The organism is Hydrogenophaga sp. ZJX-1, from assembly GCF_048590325.1.
GTDB lineage: Bacteria > Pseudomonadota > Gammaproteobacteria > Burkholderiales > Burkholderiaceae_C > Hydrogenophaga.
Genome location: NZ_JBMBRA010000002.1, coordinates 579,579 through 600,694, shown reverse-complemented (window position 1 = coordinate 600,694; position 21,116 = coordinate 579,579). Strand labels below are relative to the sequence as shown.

18 protein-coding genes and 1 pseudogene are annotated in these 21,116 nt (G+C 65.5%); 14 read left to right on the top strand and 5 right to left on the bottom strand.

Features of this window, described 5'->3' with window-relative positions:
• Positions 1-12 precede the first annotated feature (12 nt).
• From ACN5W5_RS07580 to ACN5W5_RS07570, 3 genes are all read right to left on the bottom strand, one after another.
• A complete protein-coding gene (locus tag ACN5W5_RS07580) occupies positions 13-3,240 on the bottom strand; it encodes an efflux RND transporter permease subunit (protein WP_420047917.1) in 3,228 nt (1,075 codons plus the stop codon).
• Between the two features lie 23 nt (positions 3,241-3,263).
• On the bottom strand, positions 3,264-4,484 hold the full coding sequence (locus tag ACN5W5_RS07575; RefSeq protein WP_420047916.1) for an efflux RND transporter periplasmic adaptor subunit: 1,221 nt from the start codon (positions 4,482-4,484) through the stop codon (positions 3,264-3,266).
• An 88-nt stretch (positions 4,485-4,572) separates the two neighbouring features.
• Positions 4,573-5,406: an alpha/beta hydrolase gene (locus ACN5W5_RS07570; protein WP_420047915.1), complete on the bottom strand. Its 834-nt coding sequence runs from the start codon at positions 5,404-5,406 to the stop codon at positions 4,573-4,575.
• 111 nt (positions 5,407-5,517) lie between these two features.
• Between ACN5W5_RS07570 and ACN5W5_RS07565 the strand changes: the two genes are divergently transcribed.
• From ACN5W5_RS07565 to ACN5W5_RS07535, 7 genes and pseudogenes are all read left to right on the top strand, one after another.
• Positions 5,518-6,429 (top strand): LysR family transcriptional regulator, encoded by a 912-nt coding sequence (locus ACN5W5_RS07565; RefSeq protein ID WP_420047914.1) that lies wholly within the window; start codon positions 5,518-5,520, stop codon positions 6,427-6,429.
• A gap of 611 nt (positions 6,430-7,040) precedes the next feature.
• Complete coding sequence (locus tag ACN5W5_RS07560; protein ID WP_420047913.1) at positions 7,041-7,208, top strand: hypothetical protein; 168 nt, start codon at positions 7,041-7,043, stop codon at positions 7,206-7,208.
• 97 nt (positions 7,209-7,305) lie between these two features.
• The gene (locus ACN5W5_RS07555) at positions 7,306-7,638 is read left to right on the top strand and encodes a BON domain-containing protein (protein WP_420047912.1); all 333 of its coding nucleotides are present in this window, start codon (positions 7,306-7,308) and stop codon (positions 7,636-7,638) included.
• Positions 7,639-7,904: 266 nt separating this feature from the next.
• The gene (locus tag ACN5W5_RS07550; RefSeq protein ID WP_420047911.1) at positions 7,905-8,318 is read left to right on the top strand and encodes a hypothetical protein; all 414 of its coding nucleotides are present in this window, start codon (positions 7,905-7,907) and stop codon (positions 8,316-8,318) included.
• A gap of 70 nt (positions 8,319-8,388) precedes the next feature.
• Positions 8,389-9,354 (top strand): cation diffusion facilitator family transporter, encoded by a 966-nt coding sequence (locus ACN5W5_RS07545; protein ID WP_420047910.1) that lies wholly within the window; start codon positions 8,389-8,391, stop codon positions 9,352-9,354.
• A 104-nt stretch (positions 9,355-9,458) separates the two neighbouring features.
• Complete coding sequence (locus ACN5W5_RS07540) at positions 9,459-9,590, top strand: leucine zipper domain-containing protein (protein ID WP_420047909.1); 132 nt, start codon at positions 9,459-9,461, stop codon at positions 9,588-9,590.
• A pseudogene (locus ACN5W5_RS07535) lies at positions 9,563-9,685 on the top strand (IS481 family transposase); the annotation flags it as partial. The gene ACN5W5_RS07540 and the pseudogene ACN5W5_RS07535, both read left to right, overlap by 28 nt.
• A 40-nt stretch (positions 9,686-9,725) precedes the next feature.
• Here the strand turns inward: ACN5W5_RS07535 and ACN5W5_RS07530 are convergent.
• The gene (locus tag ACN5W5_RS07530; RefSeq protein WP_420047908.1) at positions 9,726-11,261 is read right to left on the bottom strand and encodes a methyl-accepting chemotaxis protein; all 1,536 of its coding nucleotides are present in this window, start codon (positions 11,259-11,261) and stop codon (positions 9,726-9,728) included.
• Between the two features lie 706 nt (positions 11,262-11,967).
• On the opposite strand from ACN5W5_RS07530, the gene pyk reads away from it, so the two are divergent.
• From pyk to ACN5W5_RS07510, 4 genes are all read left to right on the top strand, one after another.
• Positions 11,968-13,401: a pyruvate kinase gene (gene pyk / locus ACN5W5_RS07525; protein ID WP_420047907.1), complete on the top strand. Its 1,434-nt coding sequence runs from the start codon at positions 11,968-11,970 to the stop codon at positions 13,399-13,401.
• Between the two features lie 187 nt (positions 13,402-13,588).
• Positions 13,589-14,653: a class II fructose-bisphosphate aldolase gene (fba, locus tag ACN5W5_RS07520; RefSeq protein ID WP_420047906.1), complete on the top strand. Its 1,065-nt coding sequence runs from the start codon at positions 13,589-13,591 to the stop codon at positions 14,651-14,653.
• A gap of 264 nt (positions 14,654-14,917) precedes the next feature.
• Entirely contained in the window at positions 14,918-15,382 is a 465-nt protein-coding gene (locus ACN5W5_RS07515; RefSeq protein WP_177137623.1) for a hypothetical protein, read from the top strand.
• A 229-nt stretch (positions 15,383-15,611) separates the two neighbouring features.
• Positions 15,612-16,520, top strand: a complete 909-nt coding sequence (locus ACN5W5_RS07510; protein WP_420047905.1) for a phosphoribosylaminoimidazolesuccinocarboxamide synthase — start codon at positions 15,612-15,614, stop codon at positions 16,518-16,520.
• A 10-nt stretch (positions 16,521-16,530) separates the two neighbouring features.
• Here ACN5W5_RS07510 and ACN5W5_RS07505 read toward each other — a convergent pair whose 3' ends face one another.
• Positions 16,531-17,481 carry a LysR family transcriptional regulator gene (locus tag ACN5W5_RS07505; RefSeq protein ID WP_420047904.1) on the bottom strand — a complete coding sequence of 317 codons (951 nt, stop codon included), beginning with the start codon at positions 17,479-17,481 and terminating at the stop codon, positions 16,531-16,533.
• 106 nt (positions 17,482-17,587) lie between these two features.
• Between ACN5W5_RS07505 and ACN5W5_RS07500 the strand changes: the two genes are divergently transcribed.
• The 3 genes from ACN5W5_RS07500 to ACN5W5_RS07490 all read left to right on the top strand — a co-directional run bounded on the left by ACN5W5_RS07500 (position 17,588) and on the right by ACN5W5_RS07490 (position 21,097).
• Positions 17,588-19,096, top strand: a complete 1,509-nt coding sequence (locus tag ACN5W5_RS07500) for a CoA-acylating methylmalonate-semialdehyde dehydrogenase (protein WP_420047903.1) — start codon at positions 17,588-17,590, stop codon at positions 19,094-19,096.
• A 238-nt stretch (positions 19,097-19,334) separates the two neighbouring features.
• Positions 19,335-19,850 carry a DUF1269 domain-containing protein gene (locus ACN5W5_RS07495; RefSeq protein ID WP_420047902.1) on the top strand — a complete coding sequence of 172 codons (516 nt, stop codon included), beginning with the start codon at positions 19,335-19,337 and terminating at the stop codon, positions 19,848-19,850.
• Between the two features lie 128 nt (positions 19,851-19,978).
• Positions 19,979-21,097 carry a cytochrome c oxidase subunit II gene (locus tag ACN5W5_RS07490; protein WP_420047901.1) on the top strand — a complete coding sequence of 373 codons (1,119 nt, stop codon included), beginning with the start codon at positions 19,979-19,981 and terminating at the stop codon, positions 21,095-21,097.
• Positions 21,098-21,116: the final 19 nt, after the last annotated feature.

The following is a 21,116-nucleotide window of genomic DNA, read 5'->3' as shown; positions in this document are numbered from 1 at the left end:
TCTGTGTCTTCATCAATGGGTCAAGGGGGCGGCAGGCACGGCGCGCGCGCTGCCGCCACCGCCGGAGGCAAAGCCCTCGAAGTGGGGGATCTCGCCGTGCTGGCGCAACGCGCGGTTGCCCGCCAGGCGGCGCAGCAGCACGTAGAACACGGGCGTGAGGAACAGGCCGAAGGCGGTGACGCCGATCATTCCGGCGAACACGGCCACGCCCATGGCCGAGCGCATCTCGGCGCCCGCGCCGGTGGCCAGCACCAGCGGCAGCACGCCCATCACGAAGGCCAGCGAGGTCATGAGGATGGGGCGCAGGCGCAGGCGGCTGGCCTCGATGGCGGCCTGCACCGGCGTGCGCCCGGCAAACTCCAGCTCGCGCGCGAACTCCACGATCAGGATCGCGTTCTTCGCCGAGAGCCCGACCAGCACGATCAGCCCGATCTGCGTGAACACGTTGTTGTCACCCCCGTCCAGCCACACCCCGGTCATGGCGGCGAGCAGGCCCATGGGCACGATCAGGATGATGGACAGCGGCAGCGTGAGGCTTTCGTACTGCGCGGCGAGCACGAGGAACACCAGCAGGATGGCGAGCGGGAACACCCAGACCGCCGAGTTGCCGGCCAGGATCTCCTGGTAGGTGAGCTCGGTCCATTCGTAGCCAATGCCCTGCGGCAGCGTCTCGGCGGCGATGCGCTCGATCGCGTCCTGCGCCTGGCCCGACGAGAAGCCCGGCGCGGGGCCGCCGTTGATGTCGGCCGAGAGGTAGCCGTTGTAGCGCATGGCGCGCTCCGGGCCGAAGCTGGACTCCACCTTCATCAGCGCCGACAGCGGCACCATCTCGCCGGTGGTTGAACGCACCTTGAGCAGGCCGATGTCTTCGGCGCGCGCGCGGTAGGGCGCATCGGCCTGGGCGCGCACGCTGTAGGTGCGGCCGAACTGGTTGAAATCGTTCACGTACAGGCTGCCGAGGTAGATCTGCATGGTGTCGAAGATGTCCGTCACGGGCACGCCGAGCTGGCGTGCCTTGGTGCGGTCGATGTCGGCGTAGAGCTGCGGCACGTTGACCTGCCAGCTCGTGAACATGCCGGCGAGTTCGGGCGTCTGCCAGGCCTTGGCCATGAAGGCTTTCACCGCAGCGTCCATGGCTTCATAGCCCAGAGAGCCCTTGTCTTCCAGCTGCAGCTTGAAGCCACCCGTGGTGCCCAGGCCCGCCACCGGCGGCGGCGGGAACATCACGATGAAGGCGTCCTGGATGCTGCCGTAGGCCTGGTTGAGCTGGCCCGCCACGGCGCCACCGCTCTGGTCGGCGCGCTGGCGCTCGGCAAAGGGCTTGAGCGTGGCGAACACGATGCCGGAGTTCGAGCTGTTGGTGAAGCCGTTGATGGACAGGCCGGGGAAGGCGATCGCGTCTTCCACGTTCGGGTTCTGCTTGGTGATCTCGCCCATGCGCTGGATCACTTCTTCCGTGCGGTCCAGCGTGGCGCCGTCGGGCAGTTGCGCGAAGCCGATCAGGTACTGCTTGTCCTGCGCGGGCACGAAGCCGCTGGGCACCGCCTTGAACAGGCCGAAGGTCACGCCCACCAGCGCGAGGTAGACCACCATCATCAGCGCCTTGCGCGAGATGACGCGCCGCACGCCGCCGCTGTAAGACTCGGCGCCGCGGTGGAAGAAACGGTTGAAGCCGCGGAACAGCGGGCCGAAGACGCGGTCCATGCCGCGCGTGATGGTGTCCTTCGGTGCGTCGTGGCCGCGCAGCAGCAGCGCGGCGAGCGCGGGCGAGAGTGTGAGCGAGTTGATGGCCGAGATCACGGTCGAGATCGCGATGGTCACCGCGAACTGCTTGTAGAACTGGCCCGTGAGGCCGCTGATGAAGGCCAGCGGCACGAACACCGCGACCAGCACCAGCGCGATCGCGATGATCGGCCCCGACACTTCCTTCATCGCGCGGTAGGTCGCATCGCGCGGTGAGAGCCCCGCCTCGATGTTGCGTTCCACGTTCTCCACCACCACGATGGCGTCGTCCACCACGATGCCGATCGCCAGCACCAGGCCGAACAGCGAGAGCGCGTTGATCGAGAAACCCAGCAGGTGCAGCACCGCGAAGGTGCCCACCACCGACACCGGCACCGCCAGCAGCGGAATGATGGAGGCGCGCCAGGTCTGCAGGAACAGGATCACCACCAGCACCACCAGCGCGATGGCTTCAAGCAGGGTGGTGATCACCGACTGGATGGAGGCACGCACGAACTGCGTGGGGTCGTAGGCGATGCGGAACTCCACGCCGTCGGGCATGGCCTTCTGCAGCTCGGCCATGGTGGCGCGCACGTTGGCCGAGATGTCGAGCGCGTTGGAGCCCGGTGCCTGGAACACGCCCATGCCGACGGCGGGCTTGTTGTTCAGCAGCGAGCGCAGCGAGTAGTCGGCCGCGCCCATCTCCAGCCGCGCGATGTCGCGCAGCCGGGTCACGGCGCCATCGGCACCGGTCTTGACGATGATGTCGCCGAACTCTTCTTCGGTCTGCAGGCGGCCCTGGGCGTTGATGGACAGCTGCAGGTCCACGCCCGGCAGGCCTGGCGAAGCGCCGACCACACCGGCCGCGGCCTGCACGTTCTGGCCCCGGATCGCGGCCACCACATCGCTGGCCGAGAGGCCGCGCTGCGCCACCTTCTGCGGGTCGAGCCAGACGCGCATGGAGTAGTCGCCACCGCCGAAGACCTGCACCTGGCCCACGCCCTCGATGCGCGCCAGCCGGTCCTTCACGTTGAGCACCGCGTAGTTGCGCAGGTAGTCGATGTCGTAGCGGTCGTTGGGCGACACCAGGTGCACCACCATCGTGATGTCGGGCGAGCTCTTGACCGTGGTCACGCCCAGGCGGCGCACTTCCTCGGGCAGGCGCGGCTCGGCCTGCGAGACGCGGTTCTGCACCAGTTGCTGGGCCTTGTCGGGGTCGGTGCCGAGCTTGAAGGTGACCGTCAGCGTCATCACGCCGTCGGTCGTGGCCTGGCTGCCCATGTAGAGCATGCCCTCGACGCCGTTGATGGCTTCCTCCAGCGGCGTGGCCACGGTTTCGGCGATCACTTTCGGGTTGGCACCCGGGTACTGGGCGCGCACCACCACCGAGGGCGGGGCGACCTCGGGGTACTCGGAGATCGGCAGGCCGCGCAACGCGACCAGGCCGGCGATCAGGATCAGCAACGAGAGCACGCCCGCGAAGATTGGCCGATCGATGAAGAATTTCGAGAGATTCATGGTGGTCTTTTCGATCGCGGAATTCAGGACTTCGCCACTGCGGGTGCCGGTGTCTCGGCACGCGCGTTCATGGGGACGATTTCCGGTTGCACCACGTCACCGGGGCGCACGCGCTGCAGGCCGTTGACGACGATGCGTTCGCCGGGCTTCAGGCCGCTGAGCACGGTGCGCAGGCCGTCGACGGACGCGCCCAGCGTGACGGCGCGGTACTCGGTCTTGTCGCCCTCGCCCACCACCAGCACATACTTCTTGTCCTGGTCGGTGCCGACGGCGCGTTCGCTCACCAGCAGGGTGCGCGCGCTTTGCGCCTGGCCCATGCGGATGCGGGCGAACTGCCCGGGCATCAGGAGGCCGTCCTGGTTGTCGAACACGGCGCGCACGCGCACCGTGCCGCTGCGTGGGTCCACCTGGTTGTCGATCAGCTGCAACTGGCCGGTGTAGGGCGTGTCGGCGCTGTCCGACGTACCCATCTGCACGGGAATGCGTGCGAGCAGCTGGCGTGCGCTGCTGCCGGCGCCGGCCAGGCCTTTGAGCGCGCGGGCCACGGTTTTTTCGTCGGCGTCGAAGCTGGCGTAGATCGGGCTGACAGAGACCAGGGTGGTCAGCACGGGCGCGCCCGGGCCGGCGGCGACCAGGTTGCCCACCGTCACTTCCAGCCGGCCGATGCGCCCGGCCACCGGCGCCCGCACCTGCGTGTAGCCCAGGCTCAGGCGCATGGTCTGCAGCTGCGCCTGCGCGGCCTTGAGGTTGGCCTCGGCCTCGCGCAGCCCGTTCTCGCGGTCGTCCAGCTCGCGCTGGGCGATCGCCTTGTCGTCCCACAGGCGGCGGGCGCGGGCGTATTCGCTGGTCGCGTAGGTCACACGCGCCTGGGCCGCGCCCGCCTGCGCGGCGGCCCGTGCCACCTCGGCTTCATATGGCGCGGGGTCGATCGAAATCAGCAGGTCGCCCTTGGCCACCAGCGCGCCTTCGCGGAAATGCGTGGCCTGCACCACACCCGCGACGCGCGAGCGGATGTCCACGCGCTCCACCGCTTCCAGGCGGCCCGAGAACTCGTCCCAGGCGGCGATGTCGCTCTCGGTCACGGTGGCCACGGACACCGGCATGGGCGGCGGTGCACTCGGCGCTGCACTGGCTTGCGCGGGGTTGGACTTCTGTGCGAGCACGAGCACGGCGAGGGTGACGGCGGCCAGGGCGACGGCGGTCGACCACCAGATGCGGCGCTTGAAAGTGGGCAGCTTGGACATGGTTTTTCCTTTTTGAGGGCGAGCGGAACCGTCCCCGGTGGGTAACCGGGGCTGGCGTTTCAGGTGAATGGGAACGGGGGCGGGTCCGTCAGGACGGCGGCGGCGTCGCGGCCTGGAAGAAGGCGCGGACGTGTTCGCGCACTTCGATGGCGCACGGACATTCTTCTGCGGGCTGCTCGCTCAGCGAGTCGGGCCAGCCGGTGGTGGGGGGCAGCATGCCGCTGTGCACGGCAATGCCGGCCTCGCGCAGGCGCTCGGCGTAGGCCAGGGCCTCGTCGCGCATCGGGTCGTCGCCGCCGGTCAGGATCAGCGTGGGCGGCAGGCCGGCCAGGCGCTGCGCGCGGCTGGGCACGGCGTAGGGGTGCTCGGCGTCCATCGGGCCGCGCAAATACTGCTGCCAGCCATCGATCCATTTGCAGCCGGTGGCTTCGCCCATGGTCTGGCGCAGCGAGGCGGTGGCGTTGCACGGGTCCAGCATGGGGGCGACCAGCATCTGCCCGGCCAGCGGCGGGTGGCCGCGGTCGCGCACCATCAGCGCCACCGCGGCGGCGATGTTGCCGCCAGCTTCTTCACCGGCGACGAACAGCGGTGCGTCTTTGCCGGCCAGGCGAGTGCGCTGCTTGTACAGCCACTCCAGCGCCGCGTAGCCGGCTTCCACGGCCTCGGGAAAACGGTGTGCGGGCGCCAGCGGGTAGGCCAGCGAGGCCACCACCGCGCCCGAACTGGCCAGCAGCCCGGCCAGGCAGGCGCCGCTGTCCAGGTCGCCCGAGACGAAGGCGCCGCCGTGGAAGTGCAGCACCAGCGGCAAAGCGCCGCCGCGCGGCTTCTTGCCCCAGACGCGCAGCTCCAGCGGCGACGTGCCCGGCACCGACAGGGTCTGTGCCGGGGCCGGCGGGGCGTAGGGCGAGGATGTTGAGACCATGGGCTGGACTATAGACACACCCATTCTGCGGATAAAGCCAGCTTCAACCAGTTGTCTGTTTCCATTGCATGAACAATCCGCCCATAAAACAGCACATCAAGGACAGAGGGCATGGATCAGATCCAATCGATACGCGTGTTTGCGCGGGTGGTGGAGGCCGGCACCTTTACGAAAGCAGCGGAATCGTTGAACCTGCCCAAGGGCACGGTCACCAAGCTTGTGCAGCACCTGGAGGCACGCCTGAAGGTCAAGCTGCTCAACCGCACCACACGGCGCGTGACCGTCACGCCCGATGGCGCGGCGTATTACGAGCGCACGGTGCGTGTGCTCAACGACCTCGACGACATCGAGGCCAGCATGACCAACGCGCAGGCCAATCCCAGCGGGCGACTGCGTGTGGACGTTGGCACTTCCGTGGCGCGCGAGATCATCATTCCCGCGCTGGCCGGCTTCTTCCGGCGCTTCCCCGACATCCAGCTCGACCTGGGCGTGACCGACCGGTCTGTGGACCTGCTGGTCGACAACGTGGACTGCGTGATCCGGGGCGGTGAACTGGTGGACCAGTCGCTGGTGGCACGGCGCGTGGCCAATGTGCCGCTGATGACCGTGGCATCACCGGCCTATCTGAAAGCCCATGGCACACCCACGCACCCTGAGCAACTGGAAAACGAGCACCACATGGTGAATCACTTCTCCACCCGCAACGGACAACCTTTCACGAACGAATTCGAGAAGGACGGCCAGCTGCTGGAGATCTCGGGCCGCTACAAGCTGTCGGTGAACGAGAGCAACGCGCTCACGGCGGCGGTGCTGGCGGGTTTGGGCGTCGCACAGATCGCCACCCTGACGGCCCTGCCCTTGATCGAGCGCGGCGAGCTGGTGCAGGTGTTGAGCGACTGGACCGGTCCCGTCATTCCGCTCTACGTGGTGTACCCGCCCAACCGGCACCTGAGCGCAAAGGTACGGGCCTTTGTGGAGTGGGTCGCCGAGTTGTTCTCGCAACATCCCGAGATGTCGCGTTGACGGGCTCACGGCTGGCGGGCCACTCGTTGCGCCCCGATCCAAGCAAGGTCAACTCGGGTCGGATGAACAAGCGGTGGATGCCGGTCCACGACCGCGTGATACTGCGGCCGCCTCTGTTGACACGTCAGTGTCGGTAAGGCCTCCAAAACCTGCCCTTACAACATGAGAAGGTCTGCTGCTAAGCGGCTGCACGGTGGCAAAGGCCCTGGGTCTGTTGACGATCAAGGATGGCGACTGTCGTTGCCAGGCCATGCATGGAAATTCGAAGGTTTCTTCGAGGCTGGGTGCTGCCGGTGACCAAAAAATGCCTGAATGTCGGTAGCCGAGGTCCGCTGTCATTCAAGGATGGAAGGGATGCACGACTGCTGCCACTCCGTCACCTGCCTCTCACTCAGCACATCCGTTCTTCAACCCGCGACGGGGGTTCGCGAGAGGACAGTTGTTGGCCCGTCTGGCCACGGGCCGCCGCCTGGGATGGATCGAGGAACGTAAACGTACTCAACAAGGGTCGTTCAGCATGTGTTCAGCCTCGCGCCTGCAAGATGACCCTGAGACCAGAGCCGACATCTGGCCCGCAACCGCTTAAACCTCCAGCCGTCACAGGATCCATCATGAATGCCGACCTCAAGAATTTTGTCCAACCCATCGCACAGGCTATCGCCGTCACGCTGTTTGTGGTGTTTACCTTGGCCTTCTTTTCAGTGCCCTACGTGCTTCAGCAGCATCCGGGTGATCCTCAGTTGCCGTCGCAACATGCCGACTTGCGCCACATGACCTGAACCCTCCGTATCCCTTCGGGATCAGTTGGCCGCCCCGACACCGTTCAAAGCAGAAGAGCAAAGCGCTTTTCTACCCCACACTTCACAAGAGAATTCCATGAAAGTCATCCATCAAGTCTTCCTGTTGCCCGTCTGCTGCACAGTGCTGCTTACCGCATGCACCAAGGGCGATATCCCGAGTCCGACACAGGCTCAGGCTGTCGGGATGGCCACCAACGTTTCAGACGCCGACGTCACGGCCCACGTCCAGATCGCACTGAACAACGAACCTGATTTGGATGGGATGGACATCAAAGTCGTCACCACCAAGGGCGACGTTCGGCTGACGGGTGTGGTGACGAGCCAGACGCAGGTCGCCTCCGCCATCAGTGCTGCACGTGCCGCCGAGGGCGCGCATACCATCCACAACAAGTTGACGGTCCAGCAGTAAAGCACCCCTGTGATCCGCTGCTCATGGCCGCTACCACGACGGGCAGTCGAGCGGTGGTTCGAGAGCTTCAGGATGGCCCGTCTATGGACCAACAGCCCCTTGGGCCTGGTGGAGCAAGTCCTGTTTCCGTGCACCCTGCGCGCAGGGAGGCGGTGAACGCCAGCTGAATGTCTGGTGAACGAGTTCTTCAGTGTCTGTACATCGCGGCAGGCGCAGACTGAAATCGCAGTCAGATTCGACTGGGAATTCACACAGAGGACTTCATCATGAACAAGACTTTGCTTTTTGCGTTGATGGGAATGCTGGCAGCAGCGACCAGCACCTTGTCGATGGCCAATGCCCGCGAATACCGTACAGACCCAGGGGTGGGAGGTCTGTCTGGTTATGACAAGGTCCACATGCAGCTGGCATGGGACTCACGCAAACATGACGAACATGCGGACGGCGATGAAGCAAGCGGCAACCGTGATCCGAACAAGGGCACCCGTCTGGGTACAGGGGTTGACCACGGGATGCAGGCCGTTCCCACCACGGCCGGACCTGGTCAACCTGGTCACGGGTGGTCATTTTTCTCGCACCCTGCGGCAGATCGCGCCGTCGTCATCAGTCCGCAAGGTGAGTACTACTTCAGTCAAGGCGAGGGACTCAGGCTGGTCGCAACTGCCCAGCCTCGGTCCTGAGCAACCACAATCCCACTGACCTCCACCGGGCGCGGCTGTCTCCGCCGCCTTCCAACACCCTGATCCTGCGATGCTCATTCCAACGCTCCCCGACGACAACGAAGACCCCGTTCACAGCCCCGCCGAGCGGGCAGCCGCTGCGTCGCGCAGCACGTGGGTCAGCGTTGCGGTGAATCTGGTCCTGACCACCAGCCAGATCGCAGCCGGCATCCTGACGAAATCCCAGGGGTTGATCGCTGACGGCATCCATTCGCTGTCGGATCTGGTTGCCGACTTTGTCGTTTTGTTTGCGAACCACCACAGCCAGAAGGATGCAGACGCAGATCACCCTTATGGTCACCATCGGTTCGAGACCGCCGCCAGTCTAGTCCTGGGGGCACTCCTGCTGGCCGTCGGGTTGGGCATGCTGTGGTCCGCAGTCCTCAAACTGGAGCAACCCGAGACAGTCCAGAAGGTTCACGTGGCGGCCCTCTGGGTCGCCGGTGGCGCTCTGATCGCCAAGGAACTGCTGTTCAGGTACATGCTCACCGTGGCCAAGCGGGTCAAGTCGAGCATGCTGGTGGCCAACGCCTGGCATGCGCGATCCGATGCTGCGTCGTCGCTCGTGGTCGGCATTGGCATCGCGGGCAACCTCGCCGGCTTCCCAATCCTGGATCCGATCGCCGCCGCCATCGTCGGCTTCATGGTGGCCAAGATGGGTTGGGAGTTCGGCTGGGACGCGCTGCACGACTTGATGGATCGGTCCATCGACGACACCGAGATAGCGGCCATCCGCGACACGCTGGAAGGAACTCCCGGCATCCTGGGCGTGCACGACATCCGCACGCGCAAGATGGGCGACATGATCGTGGCTGACGCACACATCGAGGTCGATGCCTGTCTGAGCGTCGAAGCCGGACACGATATCGCTGTGGATGCACGCCGTCGTGTCATGCAACGACATCGCGTCCTCAACCTCATGACCCATGTCGATCCCTGGCGACGGCCCGATCTGGATCATGCGGTGGTCATGCCGAAGCCCGCGATCTGGTTGTGATGTCTCAACAGGTTGTTCATCCGTCCCGGAACTGGGAAGCTGTGGTTACCAGGCCCCAGCAACTCAAGACACGAGGACGGATGAACAGCCATAGGCATGCGTGATTGACGCCCGCAGGTCGAGCCCTGCTGGTCCAGAGGGTTCTCAATGAAGGGTGGAACATGGCAGCGGCAACCCAGGCCATGGGTGTGAGCTGCCGCACCGGCTTCAGCGGCTTGGTCGTATCCAGGGCATAGGCCACGGCATCACCGGTGACCGCAGGCTCAACCGGAACAAGGGCATAGGCTGGGACGCCGTGCACCTGGCCATGAACAACCTCCAGAGACTCAACAGCGAGCTTGGCTCGGGCGCTGCGGTAGCGCGATGCACCATCAACCGTGCGCGATCTTGAACACGGCCACCGCGGCCACCAGTTGCTGCGCCTGCACCTTCAGACTCTCAGCCGCAGCGGCGCTTTCTTCGACCAGCGCCGCGTTTTGCTGCGTCGCCTGGTCCATTTGCGTCACCGCTTCACCCACTTGCGAAACGCCAGCGCTTTGTTCCAGGCTGGCTGCGGTGATCTCGCCCATGATGTCGGTCACCCGGCGGATGCTGCTGACGACTTCGGTCATCGTCGCGCCCGCCTTGTCCACCAGCGTGGTGCCTTGCTCCACACGTTCGACGCTGGCGGTGATCAGGCTTTTGATCTCCTTGGCCGCCTCGGCGCTGCGCTGCGCCAGGTTGCGCACCTCGCCAGCCACGACAGCGAAGCCGCGGCCCTGCTCGCCGGCCCGTGCCGCCTCCACCGCCGCGTTCAGCGCCAGGATGTTGGTCTGGAACGCGATGCCGTCAATCACGCTGATGATGTCGGCGATTTTCTTGCTCGAATCGTTGATGCCCTTCATGGTGTCTACCACCTGGGTGACGACGTGACCGCCCTGGATGGCCACGCTCGACGCGCTCTGCGCGAGCTGGTTCGCCTGACTGGCGTTGTCGGCGTTTTGTTTGACGGTGGACCCGAGTTCTTCCATCGACGCGGCGGTTTCTTCCAGGGCGCTGGCCTGTTGTTCGGTGCGCTGGTTCAGGTCGTTGTTGCCCTGGGAGATCTGCGCGCTGGCCGTGGCCACGCTGTCGGCATTGGCCTGCACGCCGCGCACGATGCCAGAGAAGTTGGCCTGCATGCGCGCCATGGCTTCGAGCAGGCGCACGGTTTCGTCGTTGCCGGCCGCATGAATCTCGGCTGTGAGATCGCTTTGCGCCAGACGGTCGGCCACGCCCACCGCGTGCGCCATCGGCCGTGCCATCCGGCGCGCCATCCAGAGTGCGGCGACCACCATCGCGGCGGTCGCCAGCAGCAGGGCCGCGGCAATCGCCAGCTGTACCTGCTTGACGCTGGCCTTGGCCTGCGTCGTCAGCAGCTCGCCCGTCTTCCCGATGGCATCGGACATCGCCGCCATCTTGTCTTCAAGTTCGGCGAACGCGGTCTGCAGCGCCGGCATCGCGTCGCGAGCGGCGCCGACATCGCTGCCCGCTGCCTTGACGACTTTCCCAGCAGCCTCGATGTACTTCGCAACCAGCGGTCGCGCTGCGGCTTCTGCGTCGCGAGACTCGGCGTTCAGTGGCAGGTTACGCAGCTTGTCCAGCGCGGCGAGGTAGGTTTCAGCATGGTCCTTCAGACCTTTTTCCGCCTCGGCAACCCGCGCCGTGTCGTTTTCCAGGGCCCCGATGTACGCGAGTTGCGCGTCGCCCCGGATCGCGTCGTGCATCATGTCGGCTTCCTGGCTGGACTGCAGCGCGGCGCCGGCAAGCACCGCGTCGTCGATCGATCCGCCGAGCTGGCTTGAGGCGACAAGCCCGATGCCACCGACCACAGCCGCCAAGGCAGCTCCGGCCAGACCGAAGGCGAGAATTTGAGTGCGCAGTTTCATGACTAGGTTCCCTCTTGATTGAATCGGTCAGAAGCTCAGGCCATCGTCGCCGGAGTCCAGGGTACACAAGGTGCCGAAGCAGGCTCCGGCCTCACCGCAATGCCAGTCCGTTCAGCGGCCATTCGACACAGCCGGTGCGTGGCACTTGAAGTGAATGTCGGTCCGAACAGGGCCCATCCCAATGCCGGTTGGGTCTGAGGGCCTCATCAACAAGGCTCGCAAATATGGGGACTGGTTGAACTCTCAGCATCGGCGAAAGGAAGCCGCTCTAAAGCGCGGAAATGGGGGGTCTTTCGTGCCAAACGCAGGCTTTGTGACCAAACGCTCATTTGTCGCGCTGCTTGACACGGTGCTGTGAGGTCCTCGCCAGGCCATTTATATGCACAGGTCGCCTGATCAGAAGCTATCCCGGGTATTTCGGCCGCTTTTGCAAGCCGCGGTGGAGACAAGAGCCGGCAGGGAGGCGTGACCAAGCCCATTCAGGGCGTTCATCAAGCGAGGCCTCTCTGCAACCGAACGGTTCGAAATTCTGGGACAGGGCCATCCATTTTTCACAGTGTGAGATTTCCGCGGCTGACCTTATTGTCTGTACACACGCTTGCGGTGCGCGCGGGCAAGCTGTAACCGCAACGTAACGGGTTTCACGGATAATTGAAACCAAATTACAGAGCCAACCGTTTCAGCCACCCATCAGGAGACTCCTTTCATGCCGCAACGCGCCACCAAGATCGTCGCCACCCTCGGGCCCGCTTCCAGCGATCCCGCCCTGCTGGAGGCGATGATCCGCGCCGGCGTCAACGTGGTGCGACTGAACTTTTCGCACGGCACCGCGCAGGACCACATCGACCGCGCCACCCTGGTGCGCGAGGCGGCGCAGCGCGCGGGCCGCGAGGTCGGCATCATGGCCGACCTGCAGGGCCCCAAGATCCGCGTCGGCAAGTTCGCCGAAGGCAAGGTCATGCTGGAACCGGGCCAGCCTTTCGTGCTCGATGCCTCACGCACCGAACCGGGAGACCTCGGCGGCGTGGGCCTGGATTACAAGGAACTGCCGCGCGACGTCAAGGCCGGCGACACGCTGCTGCTCAACGACGGCCTGATCGTGCTGACGATTGACAAGGTGGTCGGCCCGGCGGTGCACACCACCGTGAAGCTCGGCGGCGAGCTGTCCAACAACAAGGGCATCAACAAGCAGGGCGGCGGCCTGACCGCGCCCGCGCTGACCGCCAAGGACATGGACGACATCAAGACCGCCATGGGCCTCAAGGCCGACTACGTGGCGGTGAGTTTCCCCAAGAACGCCACCGACATGGAGCTGGCGCGCCAGCTCTGCAACGTGGCCGGTGCGTCCATCGGACACAAGCCGGCGCTGATCGCCAAGATCGAACGCGCCGAAGCCATCCCCGAGCTGGCCAACATCCTCAAGGTGTCCGACGGCATCATGGTGGCGCGCGGCGACCTGGCGGTGGAGGTGGGCAACGCGGCGGTGCCCGGTCTGCAGAAACACATGATCCGGCTCGCGCGCGAGATGGACAAGGTGGTGATCACCGCGACGCAGATGATGGAGTCGATGATCGTCAACCCGGTGCCCACGCGCGCCGAGGTGAGCGACGTGGCCAATGCCGTGCTAGACGGCACCGACGCCGTGATGCTCAGCGCCGAAACCGCCGCCGGCAAGTACCCGCTGGAGACGGTCAAGGAGATGGCCAACATCTGCCAGGAAGCCGAAAAGGCCGAGTACAGCGAACTGGGCAACGACTTCCAGGGCAAGAAATTCACGCGCATCGACCAGTCCATCGCCATGGGCGCGCTGTTCACGGCCCACCACCTCGGGGCCAAGGCCATCGTCGCGCTGACCGACTCGGGCTCCACCGCGTTGTGGATGAGCCGGCACAACGTGCGCATGCCGATCTACGCCGTGACGTCCAACCTGACCTCGCAGCGAAAGATGACGCTCTACCGCAACGTGCGCCCGCTGCTGATGGACACCAGCGCCGACCGCGACACGGCACTGGCCGACGCCGAGGCGCACCTGAAGGGGCGCGGCATCGTGCAGAGCGGCGACGTCTACGCCATCACCGTGGGCGAGCCCATGGGGCAGCCCGGCGGCACCAACACGCTGAAGATCTGCAGAGCAAGTTGATCCCCCCTGCGCCGCTGGCGGCCTGGCAAAGCCAGTTCCGCGGCGGCCTTGGCTGGGGCACGGTCTGCGGAGCGTGGTTTGACTTGTTCCCTCTGCCCTGCGCGGGTTTGTCAACGGTGAGCCGGGCCCGCGGCGCTAAAATTCCCCGAGTTACCAACCGGTTACCAATTTGATTTAGGGGATTTTCATGGCTCTCGTTTCCATGCGCGAACTGCTCGACCACGCTGCGGCGAACGGTTACGGCATTCCGGCTTTCAACGTCAACAACCTCGAACAGGTGCAGGCCGTCATGGCCGCGGCCGACGAGGTCGGCGCTCCGGTCATCCTGCAGGCTTCGGCCGGTGCCCGCAAGTACGCGGGTGAAGCCTTCATCAAGCACCTGATCCAGGCCGCTGCCGAGATGTACCCGCACATCCCGCTGGTCATGCACCAGGACCACGGCACCAGCGTCAAGGTCTGCGAAGGCGCCATCGCCCTGGGCTTCGGCTCGGTCATGATGGACGGCTCGCTCAACGAAGACGGCAAGACGCCGTCGAGCTTCGACTACAACGTGGAAGTGACCCGCAAGGTCGTCGAGATGGCGCACAAGAGCGGCGTCACGGTGGAAGGTGAACTCGGCTGCCTGGGCAACCTGGAAACCGGTGACGCGGGCGAAGAAGACGGCATCGGCGCCGAAGGCAAGCTGGACCATTCCCAGATGCTGACCGACCCCGAAGAAGCCGCCACCTTTGTCAAGGCGACCCAGCTTGATGCCCTGGCCATCGCCATCGGCACCAGCCACGGCGCCTACAAGTTCAGCCGCCCCCCCACCGGTGACATCCTGGCGATCAGCCGCGTGAAGGAAATCCACGCCCGCATCCCCAACACCCACCTCGTGATGCACGGCTCGTCCAGCGTGCCGCAGGACCTGCTGGCGATCATCAACCAGTACGGTGGCCAGATGAAGCAGACCTACGGCGTGCCGGTGAAAGAGATCCAGGAAGCCATCAAACACGGGGTGCGCAAGATCAACATCGACACCGACATCCGCATGGCCATGACCGGCGCGGTGCGCAAGTTCCTGGCCGAGAACCCCGAGAAGTTCGACGCCCGCGAGTGGCTCAAGCCCGCCCGCGAAGCCGCCAAGGCGATCTGCAAGCAGCGCTACATCGAGTTCGGCTGCGAAGGCCAGGGCGCCAAGATCAAGGGCGACACGCTCAGCGTGATGGCCGCGAAGTACGCCCAGGGCGAACTGGCGCAAAAGGTGGTCTGACGCCAGGCCGTCTCCGCTTCCCTGAAAGGCCACCCTTGCGGTGGCCTTTTTGCTTATTGCGGAATGACGTTTTGTGGAAAACGACAGCGTCTCCCCAGTGACTGAGCCGTCGATTTGTGCCTGTCCTGTCGGACGGTTACGACTTGAAACCATTGCCCCTGAGCGAGCTTTCAAGAAACCGCCGGGCCTGCCGATGAACAAGCTGTGACAAGGAGTTCCTGCTGCCTGTGGTCGCAGGGAAGGTCAATCAACCAGGGAAATTCCATGAAACACCTCCAGCATTCCAAATCGGTTCTGATCGCACTGGCCTTGACGGGTCTTGCGGCTTGTTCGACAACGGCGCCCCAGCTGTCCCAGCAGGTGCTCAATGCCCCGCAGGCGGTGCAGATCAAGCCGTTCAACCAGCCCGAAGTGGATGAGGCCGCGAGCGCCTATGTGGGCGCGTACGCCAGGACCGTGACCAGCAGCCTGCAAGCGGGCAAGTACATCGAATCGCTGGCGTTTCGCCACCTGAACGCCGAATCCTGCCTGAGCAGCCGCGCCAGCCGCTTGCTGGGCAAGGAGCTCACGCCAGAGGACAAGGGCGGCCTGCTGTTGTCCGTGGTCTCCCGGGAGCAGATGCAGGCCTACCAGCAGCTGTCCAACGGTCACCAGACACGTGGCAACAGTCTGGAAATGTTCTCCTGCGACCACGCCGGCCTGACGGTGGCGTCGAGCGCGAAGTACTGAAGCCGGTCCCCGGGACGCTGGCCAGGCGTCCCTGCAGGCGCGTCGAATGTCCGGCGCTGGAACGTTCAGACGCGCCCGGCGCGAGGACCGACCAGCCCATGGCACCTGAGGAGGAACCCACGCCGCGCCGGTCACCCGACCTGCGATAATTCCCCGGAATGGTTCGGAGCCCGCTGACTGTTCGGTCACCGGGCTTTTTTCTTGGCTGTCACTTTCCTCGCGCCCGATCATGACTTCCGCCCTCCACACCTCCGCCCTGACTTCCCTGCCCCTGCTCGCGCGCGGCAAGGTGCGTGACAACTACGCCGTGGGTGACGACCGCATCCTGATGGTGGCGTCGGACCGCATCAGCGCTTTCGACGTGATCATGGGCGAGCCGATTCCCGGCAAAGGCGCGCTGCTGACCCAGCTTTCGCTGTTCTGGTTTGACCAGCTCGGCCCAAAGGGCCTGAACATCTGCCCGATCCACCTGACCGGCGAAGCGCCCGAGAGCGTGGTGAGCGAGGCTGAACGCGCCCAGGTCACGGGCCGCTCCATGCTGGTCCAGCGCCTGAAGCCGATTCCGGTTGAGGCGGTGGTGCGCGGCTACCTGGCCGGCAGCGGCTGGAAGGAATACCTGGAGAGCCGTTCGGTCTGCGGCGTGCCGCTGCCCGAGGGGCTGATGAACGCCAGCAAGCTGCCCGAGCCCATCTACACGCCCGCTGCCAAGGCCGAGATGGGCGAGCACGACGAGAACATCACCTTCGAGCAGACCGTGGCCATGATCGGTCCCGAGCTGGCCGCGCAGATCCGCGACATTTCCATCGCGCTCTACAAGGCTGCGGCCGAGATCGCGCTGAAGAAGGGCATCATCATCGCGGACACCAAGTTCGAGTTCGGCCTCGACAAGGCCGGCACGCTGGTGCTGATGGACGAGGTGCTGACACCCGACTCTTCGCGCTACTGGCCGCTGGAGAGCTACGTGGTGGGACAGAACCCGCCGAGCTACGACAAGCAGTTCCTGCGCGACTGGCTGGAGACCGCGCAGGTGAGCGGCAAGGCCTGGGACAAGACGGCGCCGGCGCCGCGCCTGCCCAAGGAAGTGATCGAAAAAACGGCGGCCAAGTACCAGGAAGCGCTGACGCGGCTGATGGGCTGAGGCCCTCGCGTCAGGTCGCCAGGCCTTCGGCAAACCCGGGTGCCAGGGTCTGACGCAGGAAATCCACAAACGCCGTCACCGCGCGCGGCACGTGGGCCGAATACGGGCGGATTGCGTAGAGCTGTTCGGCGAACGCGCCCACCGGCTGCCACTGCGGCAACACCTGCACCAGTTTGCCCGCGAGCAGGCTGGCCTGAGCGCTGAAGTCGGGCAGCAAGGCGATGCCGAGCCCGCCGAGCGCGGCGTCGCGCAGGGCCTCGCTGTTGTTGGCGGCCAGCGAACCGGACACCTGCACCGTCACCCGTTGCGCCACTGAACCAGGCGCCAGCGGCTCCAGTGTCCAGGCTGGCGTGTCCTGCGAGCGCGGGTAGTGCAGGCAGTTGTGCTGCGCGAGATCGCCCGGCGCAGCGGGCACGCCCTGGCGGCGCAGGTAGGCGCGGCTGGCCACCAGCACCGAGCGAGTGGCGCACAGTGTCCAGGCCACGTGGGTGTCGGGCGGCGTGGCGGTGTGCCGGATGGCAAGGTCGAAGCCTTCGGTGGCGAGCGAACGCAGGCGGTCTGCCATGTCCAGTTCCAGTCGCACTTCGGGGTACTGGCGCAGGAACTCCGGCAGGCGTGGCACCAGTTGCTGGCGCGCAAACGCCACCGGCGCCGTCACGCGCAGCAGGCCGCGCGGCGAGCCGGCGGCGTCGCGCACCTGCGCAAAACACTGGGCGATGTGTTCGAAAGAGGCGCGGGTGTCGTCCACCAGGCGCTGGCCGGCTTCGGTCAGGCGCACGCTGCGTGTGGTGCGCTGCACCAGCGCCACGCCGGCCACACGCTCCAGTTCGGCCATGCGCTGGCTCACCGCGGCCTTGCTCACGCCCAGGCGCGCGGCGGCAGCCGTGTAGCTGCCCTGCTGGGCGAGCACGTTGAGCCAGTGGAAGTGGCCCCAGAGTTCGTGGACTTTCTGCTCGTTCATGGAGCCTATTGTTCACCATTTTGAACAATCATTTCAGGCTTTTGGCCTTGTATAGCGCAGCCGTGCTTCCTACACTGCACCCACCATTGATCCCAAGAGACACACCATGACCACCGCCATCACCCACTTCATCGCTGGCGCCCGCGCAGCAGGCACCTCCACCCGCGCGCAGGACGTGTTCAACCCCGCCACCGGAGCCGTCACCGGCCGCGTGGCGCTGGCGAGTGCGGCCGACGTGGACACGGCCGTGGCGGCCGCGCAGGCCGCCTTCCCGGCCTGGTCCGACACGCCGCCGATCCGCCGCGCCCGTGTGATGTTCAAGTTCCTGGAGCTGGTGAACCTGCACAAGGACGAACTGGCGCAGCTGATCACCGCCGAACACGGCAAGGTGTTCACCGACGCGCAGGGTGAGGTGGCGCGCGGCATCGACATCATCGAATTTGCCTGTGGCATCCCGCAACTGCTCAAGGGCGACTTCACCGACCAGGTCTCCACCGGCATGGACAACTGGACCATCCGCCAGGCGCTGGGCGTGGTGGCCGGCATCACGCCGTTCAACTTCCCGGTGATGGTGCCCATGTGGATGTTCCCGGTGGCGATCGCCGCGGGCAACACCTTCGTGCTGAAACCCAGCCCGATCGACCCGAGCGCCAGCCTGTTCATGGCCGACCTGCTGAAACAGGCCGGGTTGCCCGATGGTGTTTTCAACGTGGTGCAGGGCGACAAGGAAGCCGTGGACGCGCTGCTGGTGCACCCGGACGTGAAGGCGATCAGCTTCGTCGGTTCCACGCCCATTGCGAACTACATCTACGAGACCGGCGCCCACCACGGCAAACGCGTGCAGGCCCTGGGCGGCGCGAAGAACCACATGGTGGTGATGCCCGACGCCGACCTGGACCAGGCGGTGGACGCGCTGATCGGTGCGGCCTATGGCTCGGCCGGCGAGCGCTGCATGGCCATCAGCGTGGCGGTGCTGGTGGGCGACGTGGCCGAGAAGATCATGCCCAAGCTGATCGAGCGCACCAAGGCGCTGAAGGTGCTCAACGGCACCAACCTGGCGGCCGAGATGGGTCCGATCGTGACCGCCGCCGCGCACCAGCGCATCACGGGGTACATCGAGGTGGGTGCGGCCGAAGGCGCCAAGCTGCTGGTGGATGGCCGCCGCTTCGATGCGAAGCAGACCGGTGAAGGTTGCGAGGGCGGTTTCTGGATGGGCGGCACGCTGTTCGACCACGTGACCACCGACATGAAAATTTACAAGGAAGAGATTTTCGGCCCGGTGCTGAGCTGCGTGCGCGTGCACGACTTCGCCGAAGCGGTGCAGATCATCAACGACCACGAGTTCGGCAACGGCACGAGCTGCTTCACGCGCGACGGCAACGTGGCGCGAGAGTTCGCCCGTCGCATCCAGGTGGGCATGGTCGGCATCAACGTGCCGATCCCCGTGCCGATGGCCTGGCAGGGTTTTGGCGGCTGGAAGAAGAGCCTGTTCGGTGACATGCACGCCTATGGCGAAGAGGGCGTGCGCTTCTACACCAAGCAGAAATCGATCATGCAGCGCTGGCCGGAGAGCATTGGCAAAGGCGCCGAATTTGTGATGCCCACGGCCAAATAAATCCCCCTGCGCGCCTTCGGCGCTGGCCTCGGCAACACCCACGATTCTTGATACGGTTTCGTGGGTTTTTTGTTTGTTTGGACGGCGCTGCGATTGGGGTGTACAACTCTCGCCACAGGCTGCTTGATTGGTGACGGGAACCGCCCGAACGCCGTTCGGGCGTGTCACTGAAGCCTGCCGCCGATCAGGTTTGAGAGCTTGCATTGAATGCCACACCGCTGAGCGGAAGGAGGCCACCATGCGCAAGCGTATTTATTGGCTGCTGCCCGATGTGGCCAGCGCACGCAGGACGATGGACGACATGCTGCTGGCTCGCATCGACGAGCGGGACATGCATTTTGTCGGCCGCGCAGACATCAAGCTTTCCGGCCTGCACGCGGCCAGCATCCTCCAGACATCCGATGTGGTGCGAGCCGCCCAGATGGGGGCGCTCATCGGGGCGGTCCTGGGTTCCGCGGCGGGCATCGTGGTGTCGTGGTATCTGCCGGTCGCTGGCGAGCCACCGCAAGGGGTCTGGGTCGTCGTGCTCGCGATGGTGGGCCTGGCCTTCGGAACCTGGGTCTCCAGCATGATCGGTGTGTCCACACCCAGCCAGCGGCTCCGGCGTTTCGAGCGGGCGATCCAGCAAGGACAGATCCTGCTGATGGTGGACGTGCCGCAAGGGCGCGTTGAGGAGATCGAGTCGCGGTTGCAGACCTTGCATCCCGAGGCCCATCTGGAAGGCGTCGAACCCAACATTCCGGCCTTCCCCTGAGATCCCCGGTCGCGGCAACAAGTCGCAGGGGCGCTACCACCGGAGGGAACCATGGACGTCGGGTCTCATCGATCACGGGGGGTGTTGCGGCGCGAGCCATTCGCTTGCGCTGGCGCGCCCTGGACACCATGGCCATCGCCGTCGCACTGCTGCTGATCGTCACCGGCACGGTGATCTTCCATTTGGTGACGCCCTGGTGGCTCACACCGCTGGCCTCGAACTGGCAATCGATGGACGACACGCTGACGATCACCGTCGTCGTCACCGGGCTGTTCTTTGTTGTCATCAACCTGTTCGTCATCTACACCCTGTGGCGCTTCCATCACCGTGCGGGCGCGCGCGCGGCCTACGAGCCGAACAACCACCGCCTGGAGCGCTGGCTGGGCGGCATCACCACCATTGGCATCGTGGCACTGCTGGCCCCGGGGCTGTGGGTGTACGCACGCTACGTCGACCCGCCGATGGACGCGATGCAGCTCGAAATTCTCGGCCAGCAATGGCAATGGCGTTTTCGCATGCCGGGTACGGACGGCCAGCTGGGCGTCACCGACCTGCGTTTCGTGTCGCCCGAAAACCCCTTCGGGCTGGACCCCGCCGACCCCGATGCGCAGGACGACGTGCTGATCGATGCCAACGAGGTTCACCTGCCGACGGACCGGTCGGTGAAAGTGCTGACGCGCTCGCACGATGTGCTGCACGACTTCTTCGTGCCGCAGTTCCGCGCACGCATGAACATCGTGCCGGGCCAGGTGAGCTGGTTCTGGTTCACCCCCACCCGGGCGGGACGTTTCGAGTCCCTGTGTGCGCAGCTGTGCGGTGTCGGACACCCGGCCATGCGCGGCGTGGTCGTGGTGGAGGATGCGACAGCCTGGTCGGCCTGGCTGCAACAGCAACCCACTTTCGCGGCGATGCGGGCCAGAGCCGACAGCGGCCCCGGTCTGCCCGACATGGCGGCGCAGGGCCGCGCCCTCGCGCAGGCCAAGGGCTGCGTGGCCTGCCACACGGTGGATGGCCAACCCGGCGTGGGACCGACCTGGAAGGGCCTGTTCGGCAAGACCGAGACCTTCACCGACGGCTCCACCGCGCGCGTCGACGAGGACTACCTGCGAGCCTTCATCCGCAACCCGAAGGCGCGCAACGTGAAAGGCTTTGCGCCGGTGATGCCGCAGATCGAACTGACTGCCAGCGAGCTCGACGCGCTGGTGGCCTATATCAGGACGCAGGGCGCCGAGCCCGCCCGACCCTGACCTCCACAGGGAGTCCGCC